The 22,083-nt window shown below is 36.9% G+C and carries 21 protein-coding genes and 2 pseudogenes; 21 read left to right on the top strand and 2 right to left on the bottom strand.

Features of this window, described 5'->3' with window-relative positions; translation table 11 throughout:
* Positions 1-402 (bottom strand): cyclic nucleotide-binding domain-containing protein (locus ABYK33_RS02560; RefSeq protein ID WP_373031358.1); only part of this gene is annotated, 402 nt, incomplete at its 3' end.
* Between the two features lie 444 nt (positions 403-846).
* Here ABYK33_RS02560 and ABYK33_RS02565 point away from each other — a divergent pair.
* Both ABYK33_RS02565 and ABYK33_RS02570 read left to right on the top strand, forming a co-directional pair.
* A complete protein-coding gene (locus ABYK33_RS02565; protein WP_373031360.1) occupies positions 847-1,389 on the top strand; it encodes a transcriptional activator RfaH in 543 nt (180 codons plus the stop codon).
* 291 nt (positions 1,390-1,680) lie between these two features.
* Positions 1,681-2,835, top strand: coding sequence for a Wzz/FepE/Etk N-terminal domain-containing protein (locus tag ABYK33_RS02570; RefSeq protein WP_373031361.1), 1,155 nt, complete (start codon positions 1,681-1,683; stop codon positions 2,833-2,835).
* A gap of 689 nt (positions 2,836-3,524) precedes the next feature.
* On the opposite strand, the gene ABYK33_RS02575 is transcribed toward ABYK33_RS02570, so the two are convergent.
* Entirely contained in the window at positions 3,525-3,722 is a 198-nt protein-coding gene (locus ABYK33_RS02575) for a hypothetical protein (RefSeq protein ID WP_373031362.1), read from the bottom strand.
* 345 nt (positions 3,723-4,067) lie between these two features.
* Here ABYK33_RS02575 and ABYK33_RS02580 point away from each other — a divergent pair, with 345 nt between their 5' ends.
* The 19 genes and pseudogenes from ABYK33_RS02580 to ABYK33_RS02670 all read left to right on the top strand — a co-directional run bounded on the left by ABYK33_RS02580 (position 4,068) and on the right by ABYK33_RS02670 (position 21,995).
* Complete coding sequence (locus tag ABYK33_RS02580) at positions 4,068-4,226, top strand: hypothetical protein (protein ID WP_373031399.1); 159 nt, start codon at positions 4,068-4,070, stop codon at positions 4,224-4,226.
* A 16-nt stretch (positions 4,227-4,242) separates the two neighbouring features.
* Positions 4,243-4,395: a UDP binding domain-containing protein gene (locus ABYK33_RS02585; RefSeq protein ID WP_373031400.1), complete on the top strand. Its 153-nt coding sequence runs from the start codon at positions 4,243-4,245 to the stop codon at positions 4,393-4,395.
* A 343-nt stretch (positions 4,396-4,738) separates the two neighbouring features.
* On the top strand, positions 4,739-5,827 hold the full coding sequence (locus ABYK33_RS02590) for a polysaccharide biosynthesis protein (RefSeq protein ID WP_373031364.1): 1,089 nt from the start codon (positions 4,739-4,741) through the stop codon (positions 5,825-5,827).
* 2 nt (positions 5,828-5,829) lie between these two features.
* Positions 5,830-7,014, top strand: a complete 1,185-nt coding sequence (locus tag ABYK33_RS02595; protein WP_373031366.1) for an NAD-dependent epimerase/dehydratase family protein — start codon at positions 5,830-5,832, stop codon at positions 7,012-7,014.
* On the top strand, positions 7,008-8,021 hold the full coding sequence (locus ABYK33_RS02600) for an NAD-dependent epimerase/dehydratase family protein (RefSeq protein WP_373031367.1): 1,014 nt from the start codon (positions 7,008-7,010) through the stop codon (positions 8,019-8,021). Before ABYK33_RS02595 ends, ABYK33_RS02600 begins: the two co-directional genes overlap by 7 nt.
* Entirely contained in the window at positions 8,014-9,219 is a 1,206-nt protein-coding gene (lhgO, locus tag ABYK33_RS02605) for an L-2-hydroxyglutarate oxidase (protein WP_373031368.1), read from the top strand. Before ABYK33_RS02600 ends, lhgO begins: the two co-directional genes overlap by 8 nt.
* Before the next feature lie 16 nt (positions 9,220-9,235).
* Positions 9,236-10,234: an NAD-dependent epimerase/dehydratase family protein gene (locus ABYK33_RS02610; protein ID WP_373031369.1), complete on the top strand. Its 999-nt coding sequence runs from the start codon at positions 9,236-9,238 to the stop codon at positions 10,232-10,234.
* A gap of 14 nt (positions 10,235-10,248) precedes the next feature.
* A complete protein-coding gene (locus ABYK33_RS02615) occupies positions 10,249-11,364 on the top strand; it encodes a DegT/DnrJ/EryC1/StrS family aminotransferase (RefSeq protein ID WP_373031370.1) in 1,116 nt (371 codons plus the stop codon).
* Positions 11,365-11,367: 3 nt separating this feature from the next.
* A complete protein-coding gene (locus ABYK33_RS02620) occupies positions 11,368-12,420 on the top strand; it encodes a GNAT family N-acetyltransferase (RefSeq protein WP_373031371.1) in 1,053 nt (350 codons plus the stop codon).
* A gap of 60 nt (positions 12,421-12,480) precedes the next feature.
* The gene (locus tag ABYK33_RS02625; RefSeq protein ID WP_373031372.1) at positions 12,481-13,185 is read left to right on the top strand and encodes a glycosyltransferase family 2 protein; all 705 of its coding nucleotides are present in this window, start codon (positions 12,481-12,483) and stop codon (positions 13,183-13,185) included.
* Entirely contained in the window at positions 13,185-13,565 is a 381-nt protein-coding gene (locus tag ABYK33_RS02630; RefSeq protein ID WP_373031373.1) for a DUF2304 family protein, read from the top strand. The genes ABYK33_RS02625 and ABYK33_RS02630 overlap by 1 nt, the downstream gene beginning before the upstream one ends.
* Positions 13,566-13,596: 31 nt before the next feature.
* Positions 13,597-14,478 (top strand): methionyl-tRNA formyltransferase, encoded by an 882-nt coding sequence (locus ABYK33_RS02635; RefSeq protein ID WP_373031374.1) that lies wholly within the window; start codon positions 13,597-13,599, stop codon positions 14,476-14,478.
* A 12-nt stretch (positions 14,479-14,490) separates the two neighbouring features.
* Entirely contained in the window at positions 14,491-15,900 is a 1,410-nt protein-coding gene (locus tag ABYK33_RS02640) for a radical SAM protein (protein ID WP_373031375.1), read from the top strand.
* Positions 15,901-15,986: 86 nt separating this feature from the next.
* Positions 15,987-17,015, top strand: a complete 1,029-nt coding sequence (locus ABYK33_RS02645; protein WP_373031376.1) for a radical SAM/SPASM domain-containing protein — start codon at positions 15,987-15,989, stop codon at positions 17,013-17,015.
* 263 nt (positions 17,016-17,278) lie between these two features.
* A pseudogene (locus ABYK33_RS02650) lies at positions 17,279-17,473 on the top strand (transposase); the annotation flags it as partial.
* Positions 17,474-17,490: 17 nt separating this feature from the next.
* Positions 17,491-17,739, top strand: a pseudogene (locus ABYK33_RS02655) (transposase); the annotation flags it as partial.
* A 529-nt stretch (positions 17,740-18,268) separates the two neighbouring features.
* The gene (locus tag ABYK33_RS02660) at positions 18,269-19,165 is read left to right on the top strand and encodes a lysylphosphatidylglycerol synthase domain-containing protein (protein ID WP_373031377.1); all 897 of its coding nucleotides are present in this window, start codon (positions 18,269-18,271) and stop codon (positions 19,163-19,165) included.
* Positions 19,166-19,508: 343 nt separating this feature from the next.
* Complete coding sequence (locus ABYK33_RS02665; protein WP_373031378.1) at positions 19,509-21,389, top strand: ArnT family glycosyltransferase; 1,881 nt, start codon at positions 19,509-19,511, stop codon at positions 21,387-21,389.
* A 402-nt stretch (positions 21,390-21,791) separates the two neighbouring features.
* Positions 21,792-21,995 (top strand): transposase, encoded by a 204-nt coding sequence (locus ABYK33_RS02670; RefSeq protein WP_373031401.1) that lies wholly within the window; start codon positions 21,792-21,794, stop codon positions 21,993-21,995.
* Positions 21,996-22,083 lie beyond the last annotated feature (88 nt).

Here is a 22,083-nt window from a genome sequence, read left to right on the forward strand (position 1 = left end):
CTTGGGTTCCGACTGAATGAGTTCTGTGAAAGCGGATTTCGGAAAGAGAAAACAGAATGTATCCTCAACGGTTTCCACATTCAAATTTGCCTTGGTATTTTGCAGGAGCGGCAGGGCGCCGAAATACTCTCCTTCACCTCTAAAATCTTTTAATGATTCCTCCCCATCTTCATTCTTTAAAAATGACCGAACCCCACCTTTTTGGATGATATAGAGATGGGTTACTTCGGTTATATCCTGTTGGAAGATGAGAGTCTTCATGGGAAAGAAATCAATGATGCACTGCTTTGCCAGATTGGTTAATGTGGCTGGACTTAATTCCTTAAAAGGCATAATTCCTTCAAGAAATTCAAGCACCTGCGCTGGCACAGTTGTTTGACAGTCAGTTGGTTGCTTTGGCATATTTGTCTATATTTGTTGGGGATAAGGTTTGAGTATAATTACCTGAATTTTTTATTGTGGCAAGACAACTTCTATTAGAAGTTTCAGGTGCTTTATCATATTTCTTTAAGGAAGGTATAAATCTATTTTTATTGAAAAGGATTCCCGCTTAAAAGTAAGAATAGTTATTAGGCTTTTGGCGGTTATGGGATAGATACCGCAGCTGGAAAATAGAGGTAAGGCCTATAACTTCAGTTTTGATACTAAAAAGACCTAACTTCAACTTTTTGATTCATGTATGTATGGGCCTCATATGTACTATCCTATTGAAAAAAAGGTGGTTTTCCAAGGGAAAAAACAAGAATACATTGCTTTGCGAAAAGTGTTCATGTAGATTATCTCTTATCCTCAAAAGGGATGGTCATTTTCGGCTATCAGTGGTTGTTATGATGTCAGGAGAGAGCAGTGTCTGAAGCTTTGGCAATAAATATTCAAGAGAGCAAATGCCAATGGTTTACCATTCGCACCCAACCCAATAAAGAGACACTCGCCAGGCTTCATTACGAAAGACAGGGGTATCCCGTCTATTTACCCTTGGTGCGTATAACCCGCACCCATGCCCGGAAGCGTGAAGAGGTGCTGCGCCCATTGTTTCCCGGCTATCTTTTTTTGCAGCTTGATCCCCACACATGTAATTGGATCGCCATTTCTTCAACCAGGGGTGCGGTGGGTCCGGTGCAGTTCGGTACCCATTTTCCTCCGGTTCCAGATGGGGTGATTGACTGCCTCCGTGAGAGGGCAGGGCATGATGGATTCCTCTCCAGGACATATCTTCAGCGACAAAGGTACAAGATGGGGGATCAGGTTGAGGTCTTCTTGGGTGAAGGAGAGCCGGTTAAGGCCATCATTGATTCCTTCTGCGGTGAGGACCAGGTCCGGGTGCTTCTCGAGATGCTTCAGCGCCAGGTGAAAACAACGCTGTCCCAAGATCGGATCAAGTTGATTTAGTTAATCGGCTGTGTGGCTCACTTATTTCAAGTTATAAGTGGGGACTGGGGGCTGGGGGCCGGAGAGCAGGACGTTTCACCTCTATTTATCTTCTCTCATCAATGCCTCTTTAATGATTATGGCTACTGCTATTTGTTAATGGTTGATCACTACCCTGATCACCCAAATGGCGGTAGCGTGTCTTTTTTTATTTTTTACCACATTTGACAATGTATGGTCTGTACTATATTACACAAGTGAGTGAAGTAAGCAGGGTTTTGGATTCATGATTAATAGAAGAGGAAGAGATATATGAGCAGTAATCCCCAACAGCAACCCCAGGTTATGCCGCACCCCAACATGTACCAGTCCATGCCGGATGACGAGATTGATCTTCTGGATCTGCTCCGCATCCTGATCCGGCGCTGGAAGATGATTGTGCTGGTGACGGTGCTCGTTACGGCCCTTGCCGTGGCCTATGCCCTGCTGGCTCCGCGGGTGTATAAGTCTGAGGCGATTTTACTGCCTCCCACTGTAAGCGATGTCGAAAAGTTAAATGGTACCACTGGAACCCGTGTTGATTCTCAGTTACTTGTGGGAAAAGTGTATGCAGGGATGATCGTTAACCTAAAAAGCGCGTCTTTGCAAAAAAAGTTTTTTCAAGATAATGACTTGCTGACTCATCTGAGGGATAAAAAGAATGCCGATGTCTCTGAAGAGCGTATTTTTAAAAAATTTTTTAACGAGAAATTGAGCGTTCAGCCACTTGATAAAAAGGAAACCATTTTTTTTACCGTAACCCTGGAAGGTTCTGATCCTGAACAAATTGCAAAGTGGACCAATGATTTTATTGCAATGGTGAACGAGCAAACAGTGAAAGAGCAGTCGCAGGGCGTCAAGTCAACAATTGAAGGTGAAAAAGAATATGTGCAGAACCAGATAGTCGGTTTGCGTCAGGTGGCACAGGACCGACGGTTTGATCGTATAGCCGCTCTTGAAGAGGCGGCTTCAATTGCCCGTGAACTAGGTATTGTTGAGCGCTACGATTCGCGTAGGAGCCAGTCGACCGACCAGAATAACCCTGAGATCGGTGTCGCGGTTAATACGGCGAACAACCCTATTTATATGAATGGTACCCGGGAATTGGAGGCCGAAATAAACAGCCTCAAGAGTCGTAAAAGTGATGACCCGTTTATTGGCCCGCTGCGGGGTCTGCAGGTCAAGTTGTCTGAGTTAGAGAATATTGTTGTCGACAATGCTGCAATCAGTGCTGTTCGAGTTGATCAGCCAGCCCTGGCGCCGAAGCATACAATCAAGCCAAAACGGCAAATGGTCGTAGCCCTCGGGGCCGTGGTCGGCCTCATGTGCGCAATTTTTCTCGCATTTTTCTTGAACTTTATTGAAACATCCAAGGGAAAACTGACACGACTTGAAACTGGGGCGGATCACGATAACGAGCTGACATAACGTTAAATAAATAGGTACTTATAGTACTGGAAACGATCTTGTAAACCCATTTGGGTGGCAAAAATAGCGCTTTATCATATTCCAGATTCACCTCTTGGTCATAAACGGGAAAAAGGAAGTGGTGTTACAGAGTCCTCCAGTTATTTGCAGACAAGACAGTTTAGGAGATCAACAGAAGAAAAAATAGAAAAGGTGCTTGCTGCTGTGCTGGGATGTTCGATACCATGCAACGGCGCTAGCCATCGCTTATAGCGCTGGAAAAAGACGAGAACCAGGATGGGCCGAGAGTCTTGCTGTGGGAAGTAAGTCGTTCGTTAATGGAGTCAGGAAACAACTACAACCAAAGCTAACGGCTCCGAATGTTAACCTTTATATCGTGAGTTGTGACAATCCCGGTGATGTTGTCAGCTAGTCTTCGACTAGAAGAGATCCGAGATGCAAATGTGCCATGATTTCGGCAGCCTTTGGACGGTTTCTGTGGTTGGAATGGCTTTAGGGGTTGTCTTGATATCATCGACTTGGGTCGTGAATAAAAAGAAATCATTTTCAGATTTATTAGAAATTCTATGCTGACGAAACTCTTTATAAACCGAATTCACAAGCTTTGCTGAAATAGATTTTAGTAAAAAAGCCGTAGCCTTGGATTCCGACTGAATGAGCTCTGTGAAAGCGGATTTTGGCAAGAGAAATTAAAATGTATCCTCAACGGTTTCCACATTTAAATTTGCCTTGGTATTTTGCAGGAGCGGAAGGATGCTGAAATACTCTCTTTCGCCCGAGAAATCTTTTAATGATTCCTCCCCATTATCATCTTTCAAAATTGACCTAACTCTAACTTTTTGAATGATATAGAGGGGGGGCACTTCGGTTGTGGCCTGTTGGAACATAAGGGTTTTCCTAGGAAAAAAACAATTGTGCATTGCTTTGCCAAATTCGTTAAAGTAGCATGACTTAATTCTTTGACGCGCATGAAACCTTCAAGGAATGCAAGCACCTGTGAATGGACGGTTTTTTTGCTATCTGATGGTTATTTTTGCATTTAATTATTGTCTTTATTTTTTATACAAAATGCTGTCTCTTGTCATACTTAGTTTTAATATTATTGCTTAACATAAAATTTATAAGCCTGAGATACTAATTATAATGAGTTTGGGGAAAAATATTGCTGTAATTGTGAATGATTATTGGGGAAAAAAACCTTGTTCGAAATTTTAATAATTTAAAATCGCTCCATACCGTTTGGCTTTACCCCTTCTTACCCTGGCCCTGGTCTTGGAGGGCGCTGCAATCCAATTGATCCAGTTTCCCTAACCTGGAAGGCTCGGGAATATAGTATTCACACCCGCTTTATTGAGCTAGTTGGTGAGATTAATGCTGCTATGCCTCAATGAGTTATTACCAATATTAATGGATCGTCTTAATGATTTAGGGAAAGCGTTGAATGGCGCAAAAATTCTCATTCTTGGCATAGCATATAAAAAGAATGTTGGTGATATGAGGGAATCTCCTTCTTTCGAGTTAATTGAGATTTTACGAGATAACGGGGCTGTTGTTTCCTAATCTGACCCTCATGTTCCCAATTTCCCCAAAATGCGCGAACATTGCTTCAACCTGACCTCAGTTAAACTTTCGCCTGAGATTCTAAAAGAATATGATGCGGTTCTTCTAGCTACAAATCATGATGGATTTGATTATCAGCTCATCGAGGAACATTCTAACTTGAGAATAGATACGAGAGGCGTTTATTCTGCTAATAATGATAAAATTGTTAAGACTTATTCAATAAAGTTTTACGTATTTGTGGAGACACAATACAAATTAATATAATGAGAGAATATAGAATCAAGTTTTAATAAGATATGTAGTTATTTTTTTAAATATATTTAGAGGAGTGAGTAACTCTATGAAAAATAAACGAATACTTGTAACTGGTGCTTGCGGCACAATCGGCTCAAAACTAATCAGTCTGTTGTTAGAAAATGATTATGGCCCTGCTGAAGTCCTTGGGCTTGATAATAATGAGAGTGGGCTGTTCTTTCTAGAACAGCAGTTTCTGCATGATAGTCGGGCTGGTTTCTTTTTAGCAGATATCCGGGATAGGGACAAACTTTGCCGTAAGATGAAAGGTATAGACGTGGTTTTTCATGCGGCCGCTTTTAAGCATGTAATTCTATGTGAGCGCTCCCCCTTTGAGGCAGTTCAGACCAATATTAACGGTGTGCAGAATATTATTTACGCGGCCTGTGAGAACAAAGTGGAAAAGGTGCTTTTCACGAGTTCAGATAAAGCAGTAAACCCAACAAATGTAATGGGTACTACTAAGCTGATGGGAGAACGACTTATGACAGCTGCCAACAGTAATTTTCATGGTGCAGGTCCTATCTTTTCCTCAACCCGCTTCGGCAATGTTTTAGGTTCCAATGGTTCCGTGGTACCGATTTTTAAAAAACAGATAGCTAAAGGGGGACCGATTACCTTAACTCACCCTGAAATGACTAGATTCGTTATGAGTGTCGATCAAGCAGTAAGGTTAGTCATTGATTCAGCCTCCTTGGCCCAGGGCGGAGATGTCTTTATTACTAAGATGCCGGTAGTCCGGATAAAAGATCTAGCCGAAGTAATGATTAGAGAGCTCGCTCCAAAGTACGGTCATAACCCTGATAATATCGAGATAGTGGAAATTGGAACAAAACCTGGCGAGAAGCTCTATGAAGAGCTGATGAGCCATGAGGAGATGCGTCGTGCCGTAGAACTTCCTCATTATTTTTCTGTTATGCCAGCTTTCAGAGGTGTTTATCGAGATATTAAATACGATTATCCTGAAATAATAACAGATCACTTAACCAACCCTTATAACTCTTCCCATGAGTCGGTCCTGGATCAGGATGAATTGCTGAAATTTCTGAATAACAATAATATTCTTTCATCAACAATTGAAGATACTACAGACAATCAGCCGGATAATCGTTATTGGCCTGGAGAGGAGTCTTAACTATGCATGTCTTGATTCTTGGAGGAGATGGGTATCTGGGCTGGCCGACAGCCATGTATTTTTCAAAACGCGGTTATGAGGTGACTGTTGTTGATAATTACTTCAGGCGCAACAGTTGCACAGAGTTGGATGTTGGTATGCTCTATCCTATTCCTTCGCTGGTTGAGCGCGCTAAAATCTGGCACGAGCTTACTGGACAAGAGATCAAAGTTGTTATTGGCGACTTGACAGATGCTGAAGTCATGCGTTCTTTGTTTGATGGTACTGTGGAATATTCTTGGGCGATTCATAAGAAATTTTCCGGGATTCCCGAGACAATTGTTCATTATGCGGAACAGCCATCTGCGCCTTATTCTCTTATTAGTTATAAGCATGCCAATATCACAATAACCAACAATCTTCTCGTTACCAACAATCTCATGTTTGCCGTACGTGATTTTGCCCGAGATTGTCATATTATCAAACTTGGCACGATGGGAGAGTATGGCACTCCTAACATTGATATTGAAGAAGGATGGCTTGAAATTGAACACAAAGGAAGAAAAGACACTTTTCTGTATCCAAGACAGGCCGGTTCTATTTATCATACATCCAAAATAATGGATACGGATCTCATGTGGTTTGGGGTCAGGATGTGGGATTTACGGGTAACCGATCTGTTGCAGGGACCGGTGTACGGGATGGTTACAGAGGAAGCTTCTATTGATGATCGCTTGAAAACGATATTTAATTATGATGAGATTTTTGGCACAATTGTTAACCGTTTTATTGTCCAGGCTATTGCCGATTATCCGCTTACTGTATATGGCAAAGGTGGGCAGACAAGAGGTTATTTAAATATTAACGATACACTTCAATGCGTACATCTTTCCGAAAAAAATCCTGCAAAAAATGGTGAACTACGAATATACAACCAGATTATGGAGACTTTCAGTGTCAATGAGTTGGCTGAAATGACACAGTGTGTCGGGCGGGAAATGGGTTATGACGTTCAGATAAAAAAGATTGAAAATCCTCGAAATGAGGCCGAAGAGCATTATTACAATCCAACCTATCAAGGATTGCTTGATCTCGGAGTAAAACCTCATTATTTAGACAATGATTCAATGAAAAAAATGTTTAAAGTCGTAGAGCAATATAAACAAAACATACGGAGAGATGTTATCTTTAAAGGGGTGAAATGGTAGTGAAATGGCTTATCACAGGAGGTTGCGGTTTTATTGGCCGGAATCTTATTAAAAATTTACTGGAAGAAGGAGGCCACTTCATTCGCATTATCGACAATCTTTCTGTTGGTACTAAAGATGACTTAGCCCAAGTTTGTCAATATGATGAGAAAGAGATAAACAATCTTTGCTCTCCAAGCACTTCCTCCCTTGCACAAGTAGAACTTGTGCAAGGGGATATTTTGGATGAACAGCTTGCTTTAGAGGTAGTAAAAGGCTTTGATATTGTTGTCCATCTTGCTGCTAATACAGGGGTAGGGCCTTCTGTCGAAGACCCGCGTTTTGATTGCTTTGCCAATGTTGTCGGGACGTTCAATTATCTTGAGGCTGCTCGCATAAATAAAATTAAAAGATTTGTCTTCGCTTCAAGTGGAGCTCCTGCCGGAGAATGTGAACCCCCTATCCATGAAGAATTACCTCCGCACCCTGTCTCTCCATATGGTGCGAGTAAACTAGCCGGGGAGGGATATTGTTCCGCCTATTTTCGTACATTTGGTGTTGAAACCGTTTGTCTTCGTTTTAGTAATGTTTACGGGCCACTATCAAAGAAAAAGGATAGTGTTGTTGCTAAATTCATCAAGAGAATAATGGAAGGTAAAGACCTGGAAATATATGGGGATGGAAATCAGACCAGGGATTTTATCTATATTGATGATTTGATTAATGCTGTTCGACTTGCCGCCTCAGTTGGTGAAATAGGGGGGGAAACGTTTCAGATTGCTGCGGCAAGGGAGACCACCGTTGCTGAGATCACTCAAGAGATTATTAAAACTTTTAGTGAATTTGGTTATTCCGGTGAAATAAATGTAAATTTTACTGAACCAAGATTAGGTGATGTGAAACGTAATTTTTCAGATATTTCTAAAGCTAAGAATATTTTAAAATGGACACCTCAGGTTAACTTACAAGATGGTCTGCATAAAACAATAACCTTTTTTGTTAATAAAAATAGTAGTGCTGATGTCTAAAAAAATGCGGTCTGATTTTTTAATTTTGGGTTCTGGAATAATAGGTTTATCTATCGCTTTAGAACTTAAAAATAGGTTTCCTGATTGTAGTGTTACTGTTTTAGATAAAGAAAAAAAATGTGGAGTTCATGGAAGTGGCCGCAATAGTGGGGTTCTGCATGCCGGATTTTATTACACGGCTGACAGCCTTAAGGCCCGTTTTTGTCGGGATGGTAATAAGGCTCTCACTGAGTATTGCCTAGACAATGATCTCGCTATTAATCAATGTGGTAAATTGGTTGTAGCCAAGAATGAGTTGGAACTTCATGGGCTGAATGAGTTGTATCAACGAGGTGTAGAGAATGATGTTGATTTGCGCATTGTTGATCAGAAACAGGCAAGAGAAATTGAACCTCTTGTGAAAACTTTTCATAAGGCAATTTACTCTCCTTCTACCTCAACAATAGATCCTGATCAGGTTATTAGTTCTTTGTTCCGTGATGCAAGAGATAAAGGAGTTAAATTTAAATTTTCGACTTGTTATTTGTCTAACGATAATGGTGTTATTCGAACAAATCATGGCGATTTCCATGCAGGATATGTTGTCAACGCTGCAGGCCTTTATGCCGATACCATAGCCCACGACTATGGGTTTGCTCTAGACTTGAGAATTCTGCCATTTAAAGGCCTTTATTTGTATGCAAATGTTAATGCTTGTAATTTGAAAACTCATGTTTATCCTGTTCCAAATCTTAACCATCCTTTTTTAGGAGTTCATTTTACAATAAGTGTTGATGGAATGATTAAAATTGGGCCTACAGCTATACCAGCTTTATGGCGTGAGAATTATCATGGTTTTAGTAAATTTAAGTTTCAAGAGATGTTGGAAATTCTATCTACTGAATTAAGTTTGTTTTTTAAATCTGATTTTGATTTCCGAAAACTAGCCATTAAAGAGTGTCAAAAATATTTTCGCCCTCATTTAGTTGGATTAGCATCTCAATTACTTGAAGGTGTACAACTCCAAGATTACAGGACGTGGGGCGCTCCTGGGATCAGGGCACAACTTTATGACTCAAAACAAAGAAAATTGGTAATGGATTTTTGCGTTGAAGGAAATGAAAAGACTTTTCATGTTCTTAACGCTGTCTCACCAGCTTTTACAGCATCGATTCCTTTTGCCAAATACTGTTGTAATAAAATAGAACAATTTATGTAAAATAATGAGGTAACTTATGCGAGTACTTGTCACTGGTGGTGCTGGATATATTGGAGTTTTAACGGTAGAAGAGTTATTACTTAAGGGGTATAAACCTGTTGTTTTTGATTCTTTTTATTGGGGGAAAGAAGCTCTTCAGCCTTATTTGGATAAAATTGAAATTATTGAAGGTGATTGCCGAAACTCCAAAGATATTATTTATGCACTAGAAGGGATCAGTGCTGTTATTCACTTGGCAGGTATTGTTGGTGAGTTCGCTTGTGCTAGTAACCAGAAAGCTCATCATACCATTAATGTTGAAAGCACGAGAACTTTAGTGAATTGTTGTACTGATCCAGAGTTTGAACTTGTGAGAGATTTTATTTTTGCGTCATCATGTTCTGTTTACGGCAATGTTAAAGGTTTATATGACGAAGTCACGGAAGAAACCCCTACGGCTCCATTATCTGCTTATGCATACGCAAAGTTGAAATCTGAAGAAATAATGTTTAAGAGAGCTGAAGAAATTCCTCATTTCCATCCAACATCTTTAAGGCTTACGACCGTATTTGGTTGGGCGCCTCGTCCTAGACTAGATTTAGTCACGAATCTTTTTGCCTATAATGCTTGGAAGAATAAGAAGATAACAATATATGGCGATGGAGAACAGTACCGTTCCTTGATACATGTCCGGGACATTGCCAGGGCATTGGTTGAGACTTTAGCAACGCCTCGTTTTATTCGTAGTGGTAAAATATTTCACCTTGGTGAAGAGTCAAATAATAAGACAGTTAAGGAAATTGCCGAGCTTGTCCAATTGTTTCTTCCCGATACAGAGATTGAATATATTAAAGACAAGCCAACAGATAGAAGGGACTATAAAATTAACTGTTATAAACTTAAGAATATTGTCGGCTGGAATGCAGAGTATTCTGTAGAAGATGGCATTGAAGAATTGATCACAAAATTTGAGAACATGGGTGATATAGACTGGGATTCTCCAAATTATAGAAATAGTTCTTTTAAATATATTTAATTAGATAAAATTTTATGAATAATAATTTTATAAATGTTGCCACTCCTACTGTAAGCGAAGAAGAAGTTGAAGCAGTTAGGAAGGTACTTCTTTCTGGGCATTATGCCTCTGGGCCAATTGTTGCTGAGTTTGAACAAAATTTTGCAGAATATGTTGGAACTAAATTTGCCGTAGCTGTTAATAGTGGAACAGCAGCCCTTCATATAGCAATGGAGGCGATGGGTGTTGGTCCTGGAGATGAAGTTATAGTCCCGCCTTTAACATTCTTTGCCACGGTTTCAGCTGTGCTTTACTTAGGTGCTAAGCCGATTTTTGCTGATATTGACAAAGATGACCTTTGTCTTTCTCCTAAAAGTGTTGAAGATCACATAACTGAAAAGACTAAGGTTATCTTGCCCGTGCATTTGTTTGGTAGTCCTGCAAAAATGGATGACTTTGTGCATTTGGCAGATAAATATTCAGTTCTTCTTTTGGAAGACTGTGCTCAAGCTCATGGGTCAGAATTTAAAGGAAAAAAAGTCGGAAATATCGGTGACGTTGGTGCTTTTTCTTTTTTTGCGACTAAGCATATGACTACAGGAGAAGGTGGAATTATAACAACAAATGATTCTGCCATTGCAAAGCAGTGTAAATGTATTCGAAGCCATGGAATGTCAGGTCGTGATGATCATGTTCGCCTGGGTTTTAATAATAGAATGACTGAAATAGAAGCAGCAATGGGTATTGTACAGTTAAAAAAACTGGATGATCTCAATAGTAAGCGAATTGATAATTCTAAAAAAATTCTTGAAGCAGTCCGAAGACTTCCTTGGGCACATGTTCCTGTGTCTAACGCTATAAAAGAAAATGTTCACACCTATTTCTGGTGTCCAGTTATGGTAAAGCCTGAATCCGGTAAATCAATAGAAGACCTTAAGGTTCATTTAAATGAAAATTATATTGGTTTTCGTCATAGATATGCTGAGCCACTTTACAAGCAACCTGTGTTAAAAAAATATGGTCACGAGTATTCAGATATTTTTTTTAAGAATGTTGAAGAAGTTGCTGGGAATGTTATAGGTCTTCCGAATCATCCTTTATTGCAGCAGCATGAGTTGGATAAAATTGTATCTGTTCTACAAAAGTTTTAATTAATGGATATGAAAACGCATATTTTAGGTAGTTCTGTTAATGAGCTCAGTAAGTGGAATTTTTATTTTGACAAAATAGCGAATAAATCAATTTATCATGACCCATATTATATTAAAAGTCTTGAAGGGGTTATTGGTGATTCTGCGGAACTATTCGTCCTAGAGACTGACGGCTCAACGATTTATTACCCATATTTTAAGAAAAGCATCAATAAATTGTCGCTTTTTCTCCGATCTCCAAATACTAATGTTGAATTGTTTGATATAGTTTCATCTTGGTATTATGGAGGGCCTATAGCTTCAACTCCTTCTCCTTCAAAATCCCTGTTAGATTGTTTCCATTTAGAATTTTCACGCTATTGTGCTAATAATAATATTATTTCAGAATTTATACGTTTTGATGCAAATATTAAAAACTATAAATTTTATAATAAAGACAATGTGGAGTTTAATCGTGAAACTGTTTGTGTCGATTTAAGAAAATCAAAGAATGAGATTTTAAACAATACCTCGAGTGCCAATAGGCGTGCCTTAAGAAAATCAAAAAAAATGGGATATGTTATACGTGATGTTTCATGTGAAGATGATAATTCTTGGAGACAATTTTGGGAAATATATAATTCTGAGATGAAAAGGAAAAAGGCACCCAAACATCTTTTTTTTAAGTTGGATTTTTTTATAAAAATTAGATCACTTGGAGATCGTAAGGTTAAATTATTGGTAGCTGAAAAAGATAGCAAAATGACAGGGGGGTTTATTGTTGTATTTGATGAAAATTATGCCTTTCATTTTTTGAGCGCAAGTAATCCAGATCACTGGGACGGAAGGGTTAATAATTTGATGTTTACTGAGGCTTTGTTTTGGGCTCAACGACATGGATGTTTAGTCTTTGATTTTATGGGCGGCAGATTAGGAGTCTTTAAGTTTAAGAAAAACTTTTCTTCATTAAGAGCAAAATTCTATACTTATAAAGCTATACATAATTCTCTTGTTTATAATGAGTTATGTGAACAGTCTCCTGACGGTACAGGCTTTTTCCCCGCGTATCGAGCTTAATATCATTATTTATTTTATATGAATATTCTAGTTTTAATTCTAATGGAATTGTAATATCTCATGAAAGTTGCAATTATAACAGAAGCTTACAATGAAAGTAGATCTATTGGCAGGCTTTTGTCGAGCATTAGTTCTGATTTTGATATCTTTGTTGTAGATGATGGTTCTCAAGACAACACCTCTTCAATTGTTAAAGACTATAATGTTAATCTTATAAAACATAATATAAACTTAGGCCAAGCCATGGGCTTTGTAACGGGTTTGAAATGTGTTTTAATGCTAGATTATGACTTCGTGGTTCATTTAGATTCTGATAATCAGCATGACCCCAAAGATATTCCTGCATTTGTTGATGTCTTAAGCAGAGATAATGATTGTGATGTTGTTATTGGTTCAAGAATAATAGGGTCACAAGAATATACATCATTTTTAAGGAGAATGTTTTTACCGATTTTTAACTATTTTATTACATATATTACGGGATATAATATTACAGATTACTTATGTGGCTTTAGGGCTTACCGTTGTTCAACTTTAAGAGATAATATGGATATCTTTAGTTATTTTAATAAACCGAATTACAATGCAACTGAAATGTTTTTATTGTTTTCTCTAAGAAATTTTAAAATTATAGAAATTCCAATTCATGTTAAGAAAAGAGCCCATGGTAAATCTACAAAAGGTGAATTGTCATATGGTCTGCATATAATTAACAGTATAATTCGTTATTTTTTAAATATGAAACATTTAAAAAAGGTAATTTGATGAAGGTTGCTTCAGTTTTATTAGTTCTTGCTATGTTTATTCTCGTTTTTAAAATGTATAGTTGGGTTAAATCTGGCCGTATGTCTTTTACTCAGTCAATATTCTGGTTGTTTGTTTGGGCTTCTATGGGTTTCTTCTCTATTTATCCTCAATATGCTGATCTTATAATGAACATGTTCTCTATGAAGCGAAGAGAGTTTTTTATAATCTTTACGGCTTTATTTGTTGTATATTTTAAAGTGTTTAATGTTCATGGTGACCAGCTTGACAATAGTAGGAAAATTAGAGATTTGTATCAAGCATTGTCAATAGTAAGTTTTCAACTAGATACATTAAAAAAAGAGAATGATATTTTTAAAAAACAAAACAGATCAACTTAATAATATATAAGCAAATGTTAGGTGTGTTGATATGAAAGTTGTTTTGTTTGGTAATCAAAGAATATTAAATCAAGCTATAGATGTTTTAATTAGAAAAAATATAGTTATATTAAAAGTTGTAACTTCAAAGTCTTATTTGAATGAAGATAGTAAATCCCAAGTTTCTCAAAGATTACTTACAAAGTCTTCTGAGTATGGTTTTGAATTGCTAACCACTGAAAATGTGAATAGTCCTGAATTTATAGAACAAATTTCAAAAGAAGCTCCCGATTTATTTTTTTCTTTTTTTTGGGGCCAACTTTTTAATGAGAAAGTCATAGGACTTCCTAGGTTAGGTTGTATTAATTTCCATTGTTCTTTGTTGCCTAAATATAGAGGGGCTTCCCCACTTGTTTGGGCCTTAATAAATGGTGATTCAGCTACTGGTGTAACTTATCATTATCTTGATAAGTATATTGACCATGGTGACATAATTGCTCAAAAAGAACTAATTATTTTGCCTGATGATACAATTTTGACATTAAGAGAAACTGCTTTTGATGTCGGTCTTGAATTGCTTAAAATGTTCATACAGAAAGTATTAGATGGCAATCTTCAAAGTTTTCCTCAACCACATGATCACTTTTCTCGAGCACCTCTTTTGACAGAAACTGATAGGTGTATAGATTGGAGTAGATCTAGTTCGACTATTTACAACTATGTGAGAGCGTTTGCCTCCCCGGGTAAATACGCTTTTTTTTATTATGATGAGGTTCGGGTTTCAGTACTTGATGCTGTTGAGTTTGACAATAATATGTCGATGGAACCTGGTTTCGTAGATTGGTTTAATAGGGAAGGAATATTAGTTTCTACAGGTGATGGTAGAATTTTAATTAGTAAATACCACACAAGTAATAGAACTGATCTTAACTAAGAGGTAATGTCATTGAAATTATTGTTAACACAACCAAGTTTGGATTTACATAAAGGACTACCTCAAAAAGTAGTTTTTTCATCAGTTCCACTTGGTATTACAGGTATAGCTTCTTTTATTAATCAAAATAATAATGTTGAAGTGAAAATAGTTGATTCTTATTTATGTGGTCACTCTAAAGAAGAAATACTAAATATTTTAAAAATAGAAGAACCTGATGTTGTTGGGATCTCAAGTACTACGGATTTGATTTATGATACTTTTGAATATGCAAAGATAGTTAAAGATTTTAATGTAGATATTAAAGTTGTTGTTGGTGGTGCTCATGCATGTGTTCTACCCCATGAGATTATAGTAAATCCAAATATTGACCTCGTTTGTTTAGGTGAGGGAGAGTATGTTCTTAATGAATATCTAGATTATCTTTCAGGTAAAATAGATATAGATACAATTAAAGGCGTTGCTTATAAAATTAATGAGAATGTTTTTTTTACAGAAAAAAGAAAACCTATTTCTGATATAGACGTCTTACCTTTCCCAGCTTATCATCTTCTTAATCTTAGCGAGTACAATTATCTGCACCATTGGAGTGGTAAAGGGAAAACTGTTGCACTGATGACTTCCCGAGGATGTTGTTTTAATTGTGAGTTTTGTCATATTCCAACAGTGCAAGGTCGAATTATTCGATTTAGATCTCCTGAAAATATTATTAAAGAGATTCGAGAACTTTTCAATGTGTATGGAATTCAAAACATATCATTTCAAGACTCAACTTTTCTATTTGATAAAGAAAGAGTTCTAACGTTGTGTGAAATGTTTAAAGAATTTGAAGGAAATATAACATGGAGTTGTAGTTCAAGGGTCGATACTGTGCCTGATATAAATACTTTGCGCATCATGTATGAATCTGGTTGTAAGTCTATTTTCTTAGGAGTTGAAAGCGGAAATGATGAAATTATCAAGAGAGTAAAGAATGTTTCAAAGGAACAAGTCGTATCAGCATGTGAAAGATTGAAAGAGTCTGGGATTGGAATTCATTGTTCTTTTATTTTAGGGCTTCCTGGTGACTCAATTGATACTATAAACGAGACAATTTCTTTTGCTAAAACATTGAAGCCCGATACAGCAAGTTTTAATGTTGCAATACCTTATCCAGGGACAAGACTTCACACTATTTTTACTAAACGAAACCAAGTTGTTCATGAGAAGTGGAATGAATATTCTAAAAGTGTTGTGATTGACTTAGGGCCAAATCTTGCTCCTGAACAACTCCAGGAATTGCGTGTTAAGGCGTTACGATCTTTTTACTTGCGCCCCAGCTTTATCTTTAAAAAACTTCTTAACATTAAAACTTTTAATGAATTTGTCATTTATATGAAAGTTTTCTGGGGTTTAGTTAAAAAGAAGACTAAATTCTTTTAATTTTTTTTAATTAATAAATAGTTTGTTCTACGTTAAGCATCTATGCTGATAAAACAGATTATTTTACAACAATATATTGTGAAAACATGAAAAATATAATGAGAATAATCAAAGGTTTAAGCTTTAGCTTGTATAATATGAGTAGGTTAAAGAATAGGTTTAGGCTTTTGTTTTCATACAAAAACAATGTTTTAGATCCAGAATCATTTCCAAGTATTGTACAAGTTGAAATAACTAATCGATGTAACTTGAAATGCACAATGTGTCCTGTCATAAAGTCAGAACGGTCTAAATCAGACTTAACTTTTGAACTTTTTGAAAAGATAGTTTTAGACAGTAAGGGGTTGTGTGAGTTGTTGGTTCTTACTGGTGGAGAACCTTTACTTAATAAAGATATTTTTAGAATGATTAAGTTTGCCACAAAGCATGGACTAAAAACATGGCTTGCTACGAACGCAACGCTGCTCACTCCAGACAAGGGTATTTTGTTGCTGGAGTCTGGCCTTGATCAATTAATAATTTCATTTGATGATGGTGGAAAAGAAAATTATGAGATTGCAAGAGTTGGCGCAAACTATGAGAAAACATATAAAAACATAACTGAATTTCTTGAACTAGCTAAGAAGGTAAAGCACAATACATATATAACGATGCAATGTATTGATATGAAAACAACCCAAAATAGCACGTTACAATTTGTAGAGAAATGGTCCCCATATCAAGTGAATACATTCATAAAACCAGTGGTGAACTGGTCAGCAAATAAACAAAATTGGCGAGGTAAAAATTTTAAGTGTGATAAACCCTGGTACTGGATGACAATTCATAATGATGGAAATGTTGTTTCATGCGGACATGACTATGACCAGTCTAATGTGTTAGGAAATGTAAAGAATAAATCTTTAATAGTGATTTGGAATAATAAAAAATATTCTGATTTTAGACATGTCGTTTGTGAAACAAAGAAAGATAATGAATTATGCAACTTGTGTGAGTACGTAGCACCGCGAGATCGGTCAATTCTTAAAGACATAGGCTTGTTGTTTATTGATATGTCTACTATTTCAAAGTTACTCGTAACTTTTGGTTATAAGAAACGCAATTGGAAAGAGTAATATTTACAATTAAAGTATTGATAGAGTAAAAAACACGTTAACATTTTGATATTTAAAAAAAGAGAGTATCTCCGGTAGTTTTGGGGTGTCCCTCCTTAAAGGAGGTAACATGAGATGCGCCCAGGAGAACAAAGTCTCCCCGAAACTATCGGGGTGCCCGATGGCACCGCTGTCAATCAGCTTTTTGCATATTTGTGAAGGTGATCCTCCGAAAATTATGGGTATTCAAAAGTTGAATTTTCTCGTAATAAAATCAAGAGGAGATTCTAAGTGAAAAATCACGATACAGCGATAATCAAATACTCAATATTTTGAAGCAAGCTGAGGCATGCACGGCTGTTACTGAGCTATGCAGTGAACTTGGCATGAGCAGCACCAGCTTTTATAAGTGGCGAGCAAAATATGACGGCATGGATGCATCTCTCATGCGCCTGATGAAGGATTCGGAAGCTGAAAACTAGATATTAGCAGTAAGATAATTGAATGGTCGGAGAAGCAGGATATTCGGCTGGAGCATATTCAACCGGGCAAGCCGCAACAGAATGCATACATTTGAACGATATAGCCGTACAATTCGTTGTGATTCATTGTCTCAGTATTTGTTCGATTCGATTGAAGAATTCCAAGAACATGCACACTCTGGCTGTGGACATATAAAAACGAACGGCCCAATATGTCACTGGGTGGAATAACTCCCAAGCAAAAGATTGAGTTAGCAGCGTAAGCCTCTACTTTTGGTATCCGTTTAAAATGGGAGGATTACCTCGTTGGCATTTATTCCATCAGCTCAAGTATTACCTGTGGCAAGATGGCGTCCCTCATGACATTAGGGTGCGTTGCCAGAGAGCCTCCATGGTCTGCTATGGGGCAAGCGCAACGGACAAGGACGACTGGACACATATATCAAAGATCTCGAAAAACTTGGCCTTAAACAATCGGCCACGCACCTCAAAGGTGCTGAAGAGGAAGTTGAAATGTCTTGAAAGTTCTCTTTTATTATAGCTCAACGTAGGTTTACCAAGCCAAGAAGGTTAACTTAGCTGCTTAGGTAACGTGATTTTGTTGCTATCAAAGCATTAAGCGTGTCTTTGGATTTCATCAAATCTTATGAAAAAAAGATTTGCACCATCGCAAATAGCCGTGGACTATCTCAAAATTCCAATAGTGATAACAGAAACAGTTGCCATATTGATAAAACTGTACCCCATATTCTCAGGTGCGATACTAATAAGAAATAGCTCCAGGGTTCTACTTTGAAACTAAAAATCGCTAAATTATTGTTGACGACTTTAGGGATTGCTCTATTTTTGTTTTTTTTGCAGAAAAGTAAAATCTTAGAAACTGGTTTCAGTATTATATTTTCATTTAATGAAGTGCTATTCTCTGTATTTTTTATGGCTCTTATCCCACTAGTTAGAGCATATCGGTGGATGCTACTTTCAAATGTTGTTCTTTCTAGAAGTATAAAATTTAAGGATTCATATCTTGAGACAGGAGCAAGTTTTTTTGTTTCAATATTTACACCTGCAAAAGTAGGCGATTTGTCACGAGTTTTTCTGCTTAAAAACAGACGGACATCATTGTTCTTGGTAGTAATCTATGAGCTGTGGTGTGATTTTTGTTGTTTAATTGTGCTTTCTAGTGGAGTTATATTGTTATTTGTTGAAGTTGATGGGTATAAATCTTGGTTAATATCTTTTTTAGTCTTTATTGTTATCATCCCACCCGTTCTTGCTATTTTGTTAAAAATAATACTACCTGAAAATGGGTTGTTTTTGTCTTTTTATAAAATACTAGATGGGATTGGAGAAAATTTAATAATATTTCATCTTAAGATGATATCTGTCAGTATGTTTGTCGGTATATTTCTAGTTTGTTCCTGCTATTCGTTGACATATGCCAAAATTGAAAATTTTGGTTTTTTTAATTTGTTATCATGTGTAAACTTTGGTCAGTTGTTAGGGGTGATTACATTCGTACCTATGGGAATAGGTGTAAGGGAGCTCAGCTCATTGCAAATAGTTAGAATGCTCGGGTTTGATACATTAATATGGTCTCAAATAATTTTAATATTGAGATGCATAAATATGGTTAATATATTAGCTGCTTTTCTGTGCTATTTGGTGGTGCTAAAGAGATACAAGATGTAAATACTGCTGTGGATTTTCATATATACAGAATAGGTGGACATGATTCTAGATGAATTCTCATAAGATGTAATGCTGATTTCTAGATTCGTTCGCTCACTGTTACAAGTTCAGATATCATTGTAAGTGAGGCATCAGGTTTTGCTGGAATTGCTTGATGCTGAACAAATGACAGGTAATATCTCTTTTCTATTTGTGTAGATTTTTGCAGACGTAGCGAGATTAGACGTTAAACTCTTTTTTCAAGGTACCCGATGCATTATTAATCGGCTGACACTTAACGTAAAATGTAAGAGTTTGGGCGTGTAAGATAGTCTACAATATAAAATTTTGGTGAATTATATATATGAAGTTTTTGGATCTTAAAAGTGGCAATTCAATTGTTTGTCTGTGTGCGTTAATTTTGATAGCATCAATTAATTATTCAACGAATAATTTTTTCATTAGTGCTGACTGCGGATTGTATATAAATGCTGCTTTAAATTTGTTTAATGGAAATGGCTATTCTGATATGGGGGGTAACCATCTTTTTTTTCGTTCACCTTTCTTTCCCTTAATAATATCGTGGTCTTATAAATTTTTTGGAGTCTCTCCGTGGAGCGCATATGCTGTAATAAAGATTTTTTGTGTACTGAATGTTGTAGTTATATATCTGTTGGGTAGTCGTTTATTTAATAAAACAATAGGTTTTTTTGTCGCCCTCTTGATTATGTCTTCGAATGCTTATGGTATTGCCGCCTTCAGGCATATTGATGCTGTTTGGATCGTATTTGTGATGTTGTCATTTTATTTTATGTTGAAAACATATCAGGGTACTAATGGGTGTTTATTTAATGCTTTTGTTTCTGGTTTTATGCTGTCTTTGGGTTTTTTAGCTAAAGAAACAGCAATACTTTTTATTCCAATTCCTTTCTTTTTTATGTTGTATTTCCGTGATAGAAGTAAGAAATTTTTATTTATGATTTTGTTTGTTTTTTTAGCCACTTCTTTGCCTTGGTTTATCTATGTTAGCTACAATTCATACTCTCTTAAACATGGATTATTAGGTCCAGTGGGGGGGGCAGTTTCAAATAGCTTTTCGTTTTCGGATATTATTTATACTCTAAGCAGGGTGTTTAACGGTTTTGTCTCATTTCTTGTCAAAGGTGAAAATTCAGTTTTTAAAAACTTTTACTTGGCTCCATTGATAGTTTGCGCATGGTTATGGTTAATAATTAAATCTTTTAAATTAGATTTTTCTTATTTGTTTGTGGCTGTTGTAATGCTGTGTATGCTACCCCTTGTTTTTATATCTGGAGAAAGGGACTTGAGGGTAGGGCAACTACTTCTGTTCTACAATTTCACATTCTTGATTGTTGTTTCATCTATAGTAGAAATATCTAATATAGTTACTACTCATTTTAAATTAAGGGATAGTTACTTTTTTTGCGGGGGAAATATATTAGCATTGGCGTTACTTTTTTTTATTGTATGTTTTCAGATATATATGCCTGTCGCAAGCATTGAGGAAAAGAATATTTTTATTTGTCAAAATTTTCTATATTCAAAATTTATTAAAAACAATAACAAAAGAAGTGTCATTGGCATATTCACGGATAAAGAAAAAAAATGTGGCGAGTGGATAAGTCGTAATCTGCCTATAGGAAGTAAGTTTGCAGTCTCAGTACCATCGGAGGGGAAAGGGATATTCTTTTATTCTGGGGGGGGCTACCCAATAAAAATTATGCCAGTGCTTCAAAGTAACAAATTGGCACCTAATTATGAGAAACAAAAAGATGATAGGGTTATTTTTCTTTCTTCTTGGTCTAGGTACGATGTCCCCTTAAATAAAATTTTCTCTTTGTCAGAAAATGATTTTTTAGCTTCTATTAAAGAAAATAAGGTTGACTATATTATTGTTAATAAAAGAAGAAATTATTTAACCTTCTATTTAGATGATAATATGAATTTTTCTAAGATTAAAGAATTTGGAGGAGGAACCATAAAAATTTATAGGGTGCTTGGTTCCAAAAAAAAGAAACATTTTAAAACATTAATTTCGAGACAGATTCGTTCTTACTTCCGCATTCTTAAAAAGAATGATTCGGCAAGGGTTGATAGGTATGTAAATGAGTTTTTTAAGCCTGTCCTTGGGTGGGAGATGGAAGAGGTTGACCAAATGATAATGTTGCCTTATAAGGCTAATGCTTCGAATGTTTTATGGGTTAACAATTGGGAAATATATTAGAGGTTCCACTCGCAAATTGGTGACGTGCAGCGATTTGCGAGTGGAACTCAAAAAGGCAACAACTCTGGTGGATCACGGAGTCAGGGCTTTTCTTTAGTTTCCAGCGCATGCGGCACACATTTACAGTGGATAGTGGTAGCGAGCTTTAAAGAGTTTGAAAAGAGATCCGGGATGGTGATCTATTTTGCTGATCCATATTCACTTTGGCAGCGGGGAGCAAATGAGAATACCAATCCCCTACTACGCCAGTATTTTCCAAACGGAAGCAATTAAAAAAAAGGTTACGGAAGAAGACGTCACAGAAGTTGTCAGGAAACTGAATAATCGACAACGGAAGTCCCTCGGTTACCTGGCACCCTACGAAGTTTTCTGATGGCTACACGTGGTGCACTTGCAATTTGAATTCACCTCTGGCTCAAGACCCTCTGGGACCTCACAAAGAAACAAAAAGGGCGGCTTACTGAACTGGAAAAGCTCAACTTGAAAATCAATCTGGACTACCTTCTAAAGGGAGCATTTGGTGAATTCTGGGATTACCGAAACCCTGTATGGGCCAAACCTTACCTCGACAAATGGTTCTGGTGGGCGACACACTCAAGGCTTTAGTCTATGCGAGATTTTGTATGGATGCTTCGCCACCGTGAGAATGTCTGTTTATCTTTTCAATGCGCCCTATCTATAACGGAATCACAGA

Origin of the sequence: Sulfurovum sp., from assembly GCF_041562805.1 — a bacterium.
Classification (GTDB): domain Bacteria; phylum Campylobacterota; class Campylobacteria; order Campylobacterales; family Sulfurovaceae; genus Sulfurovum.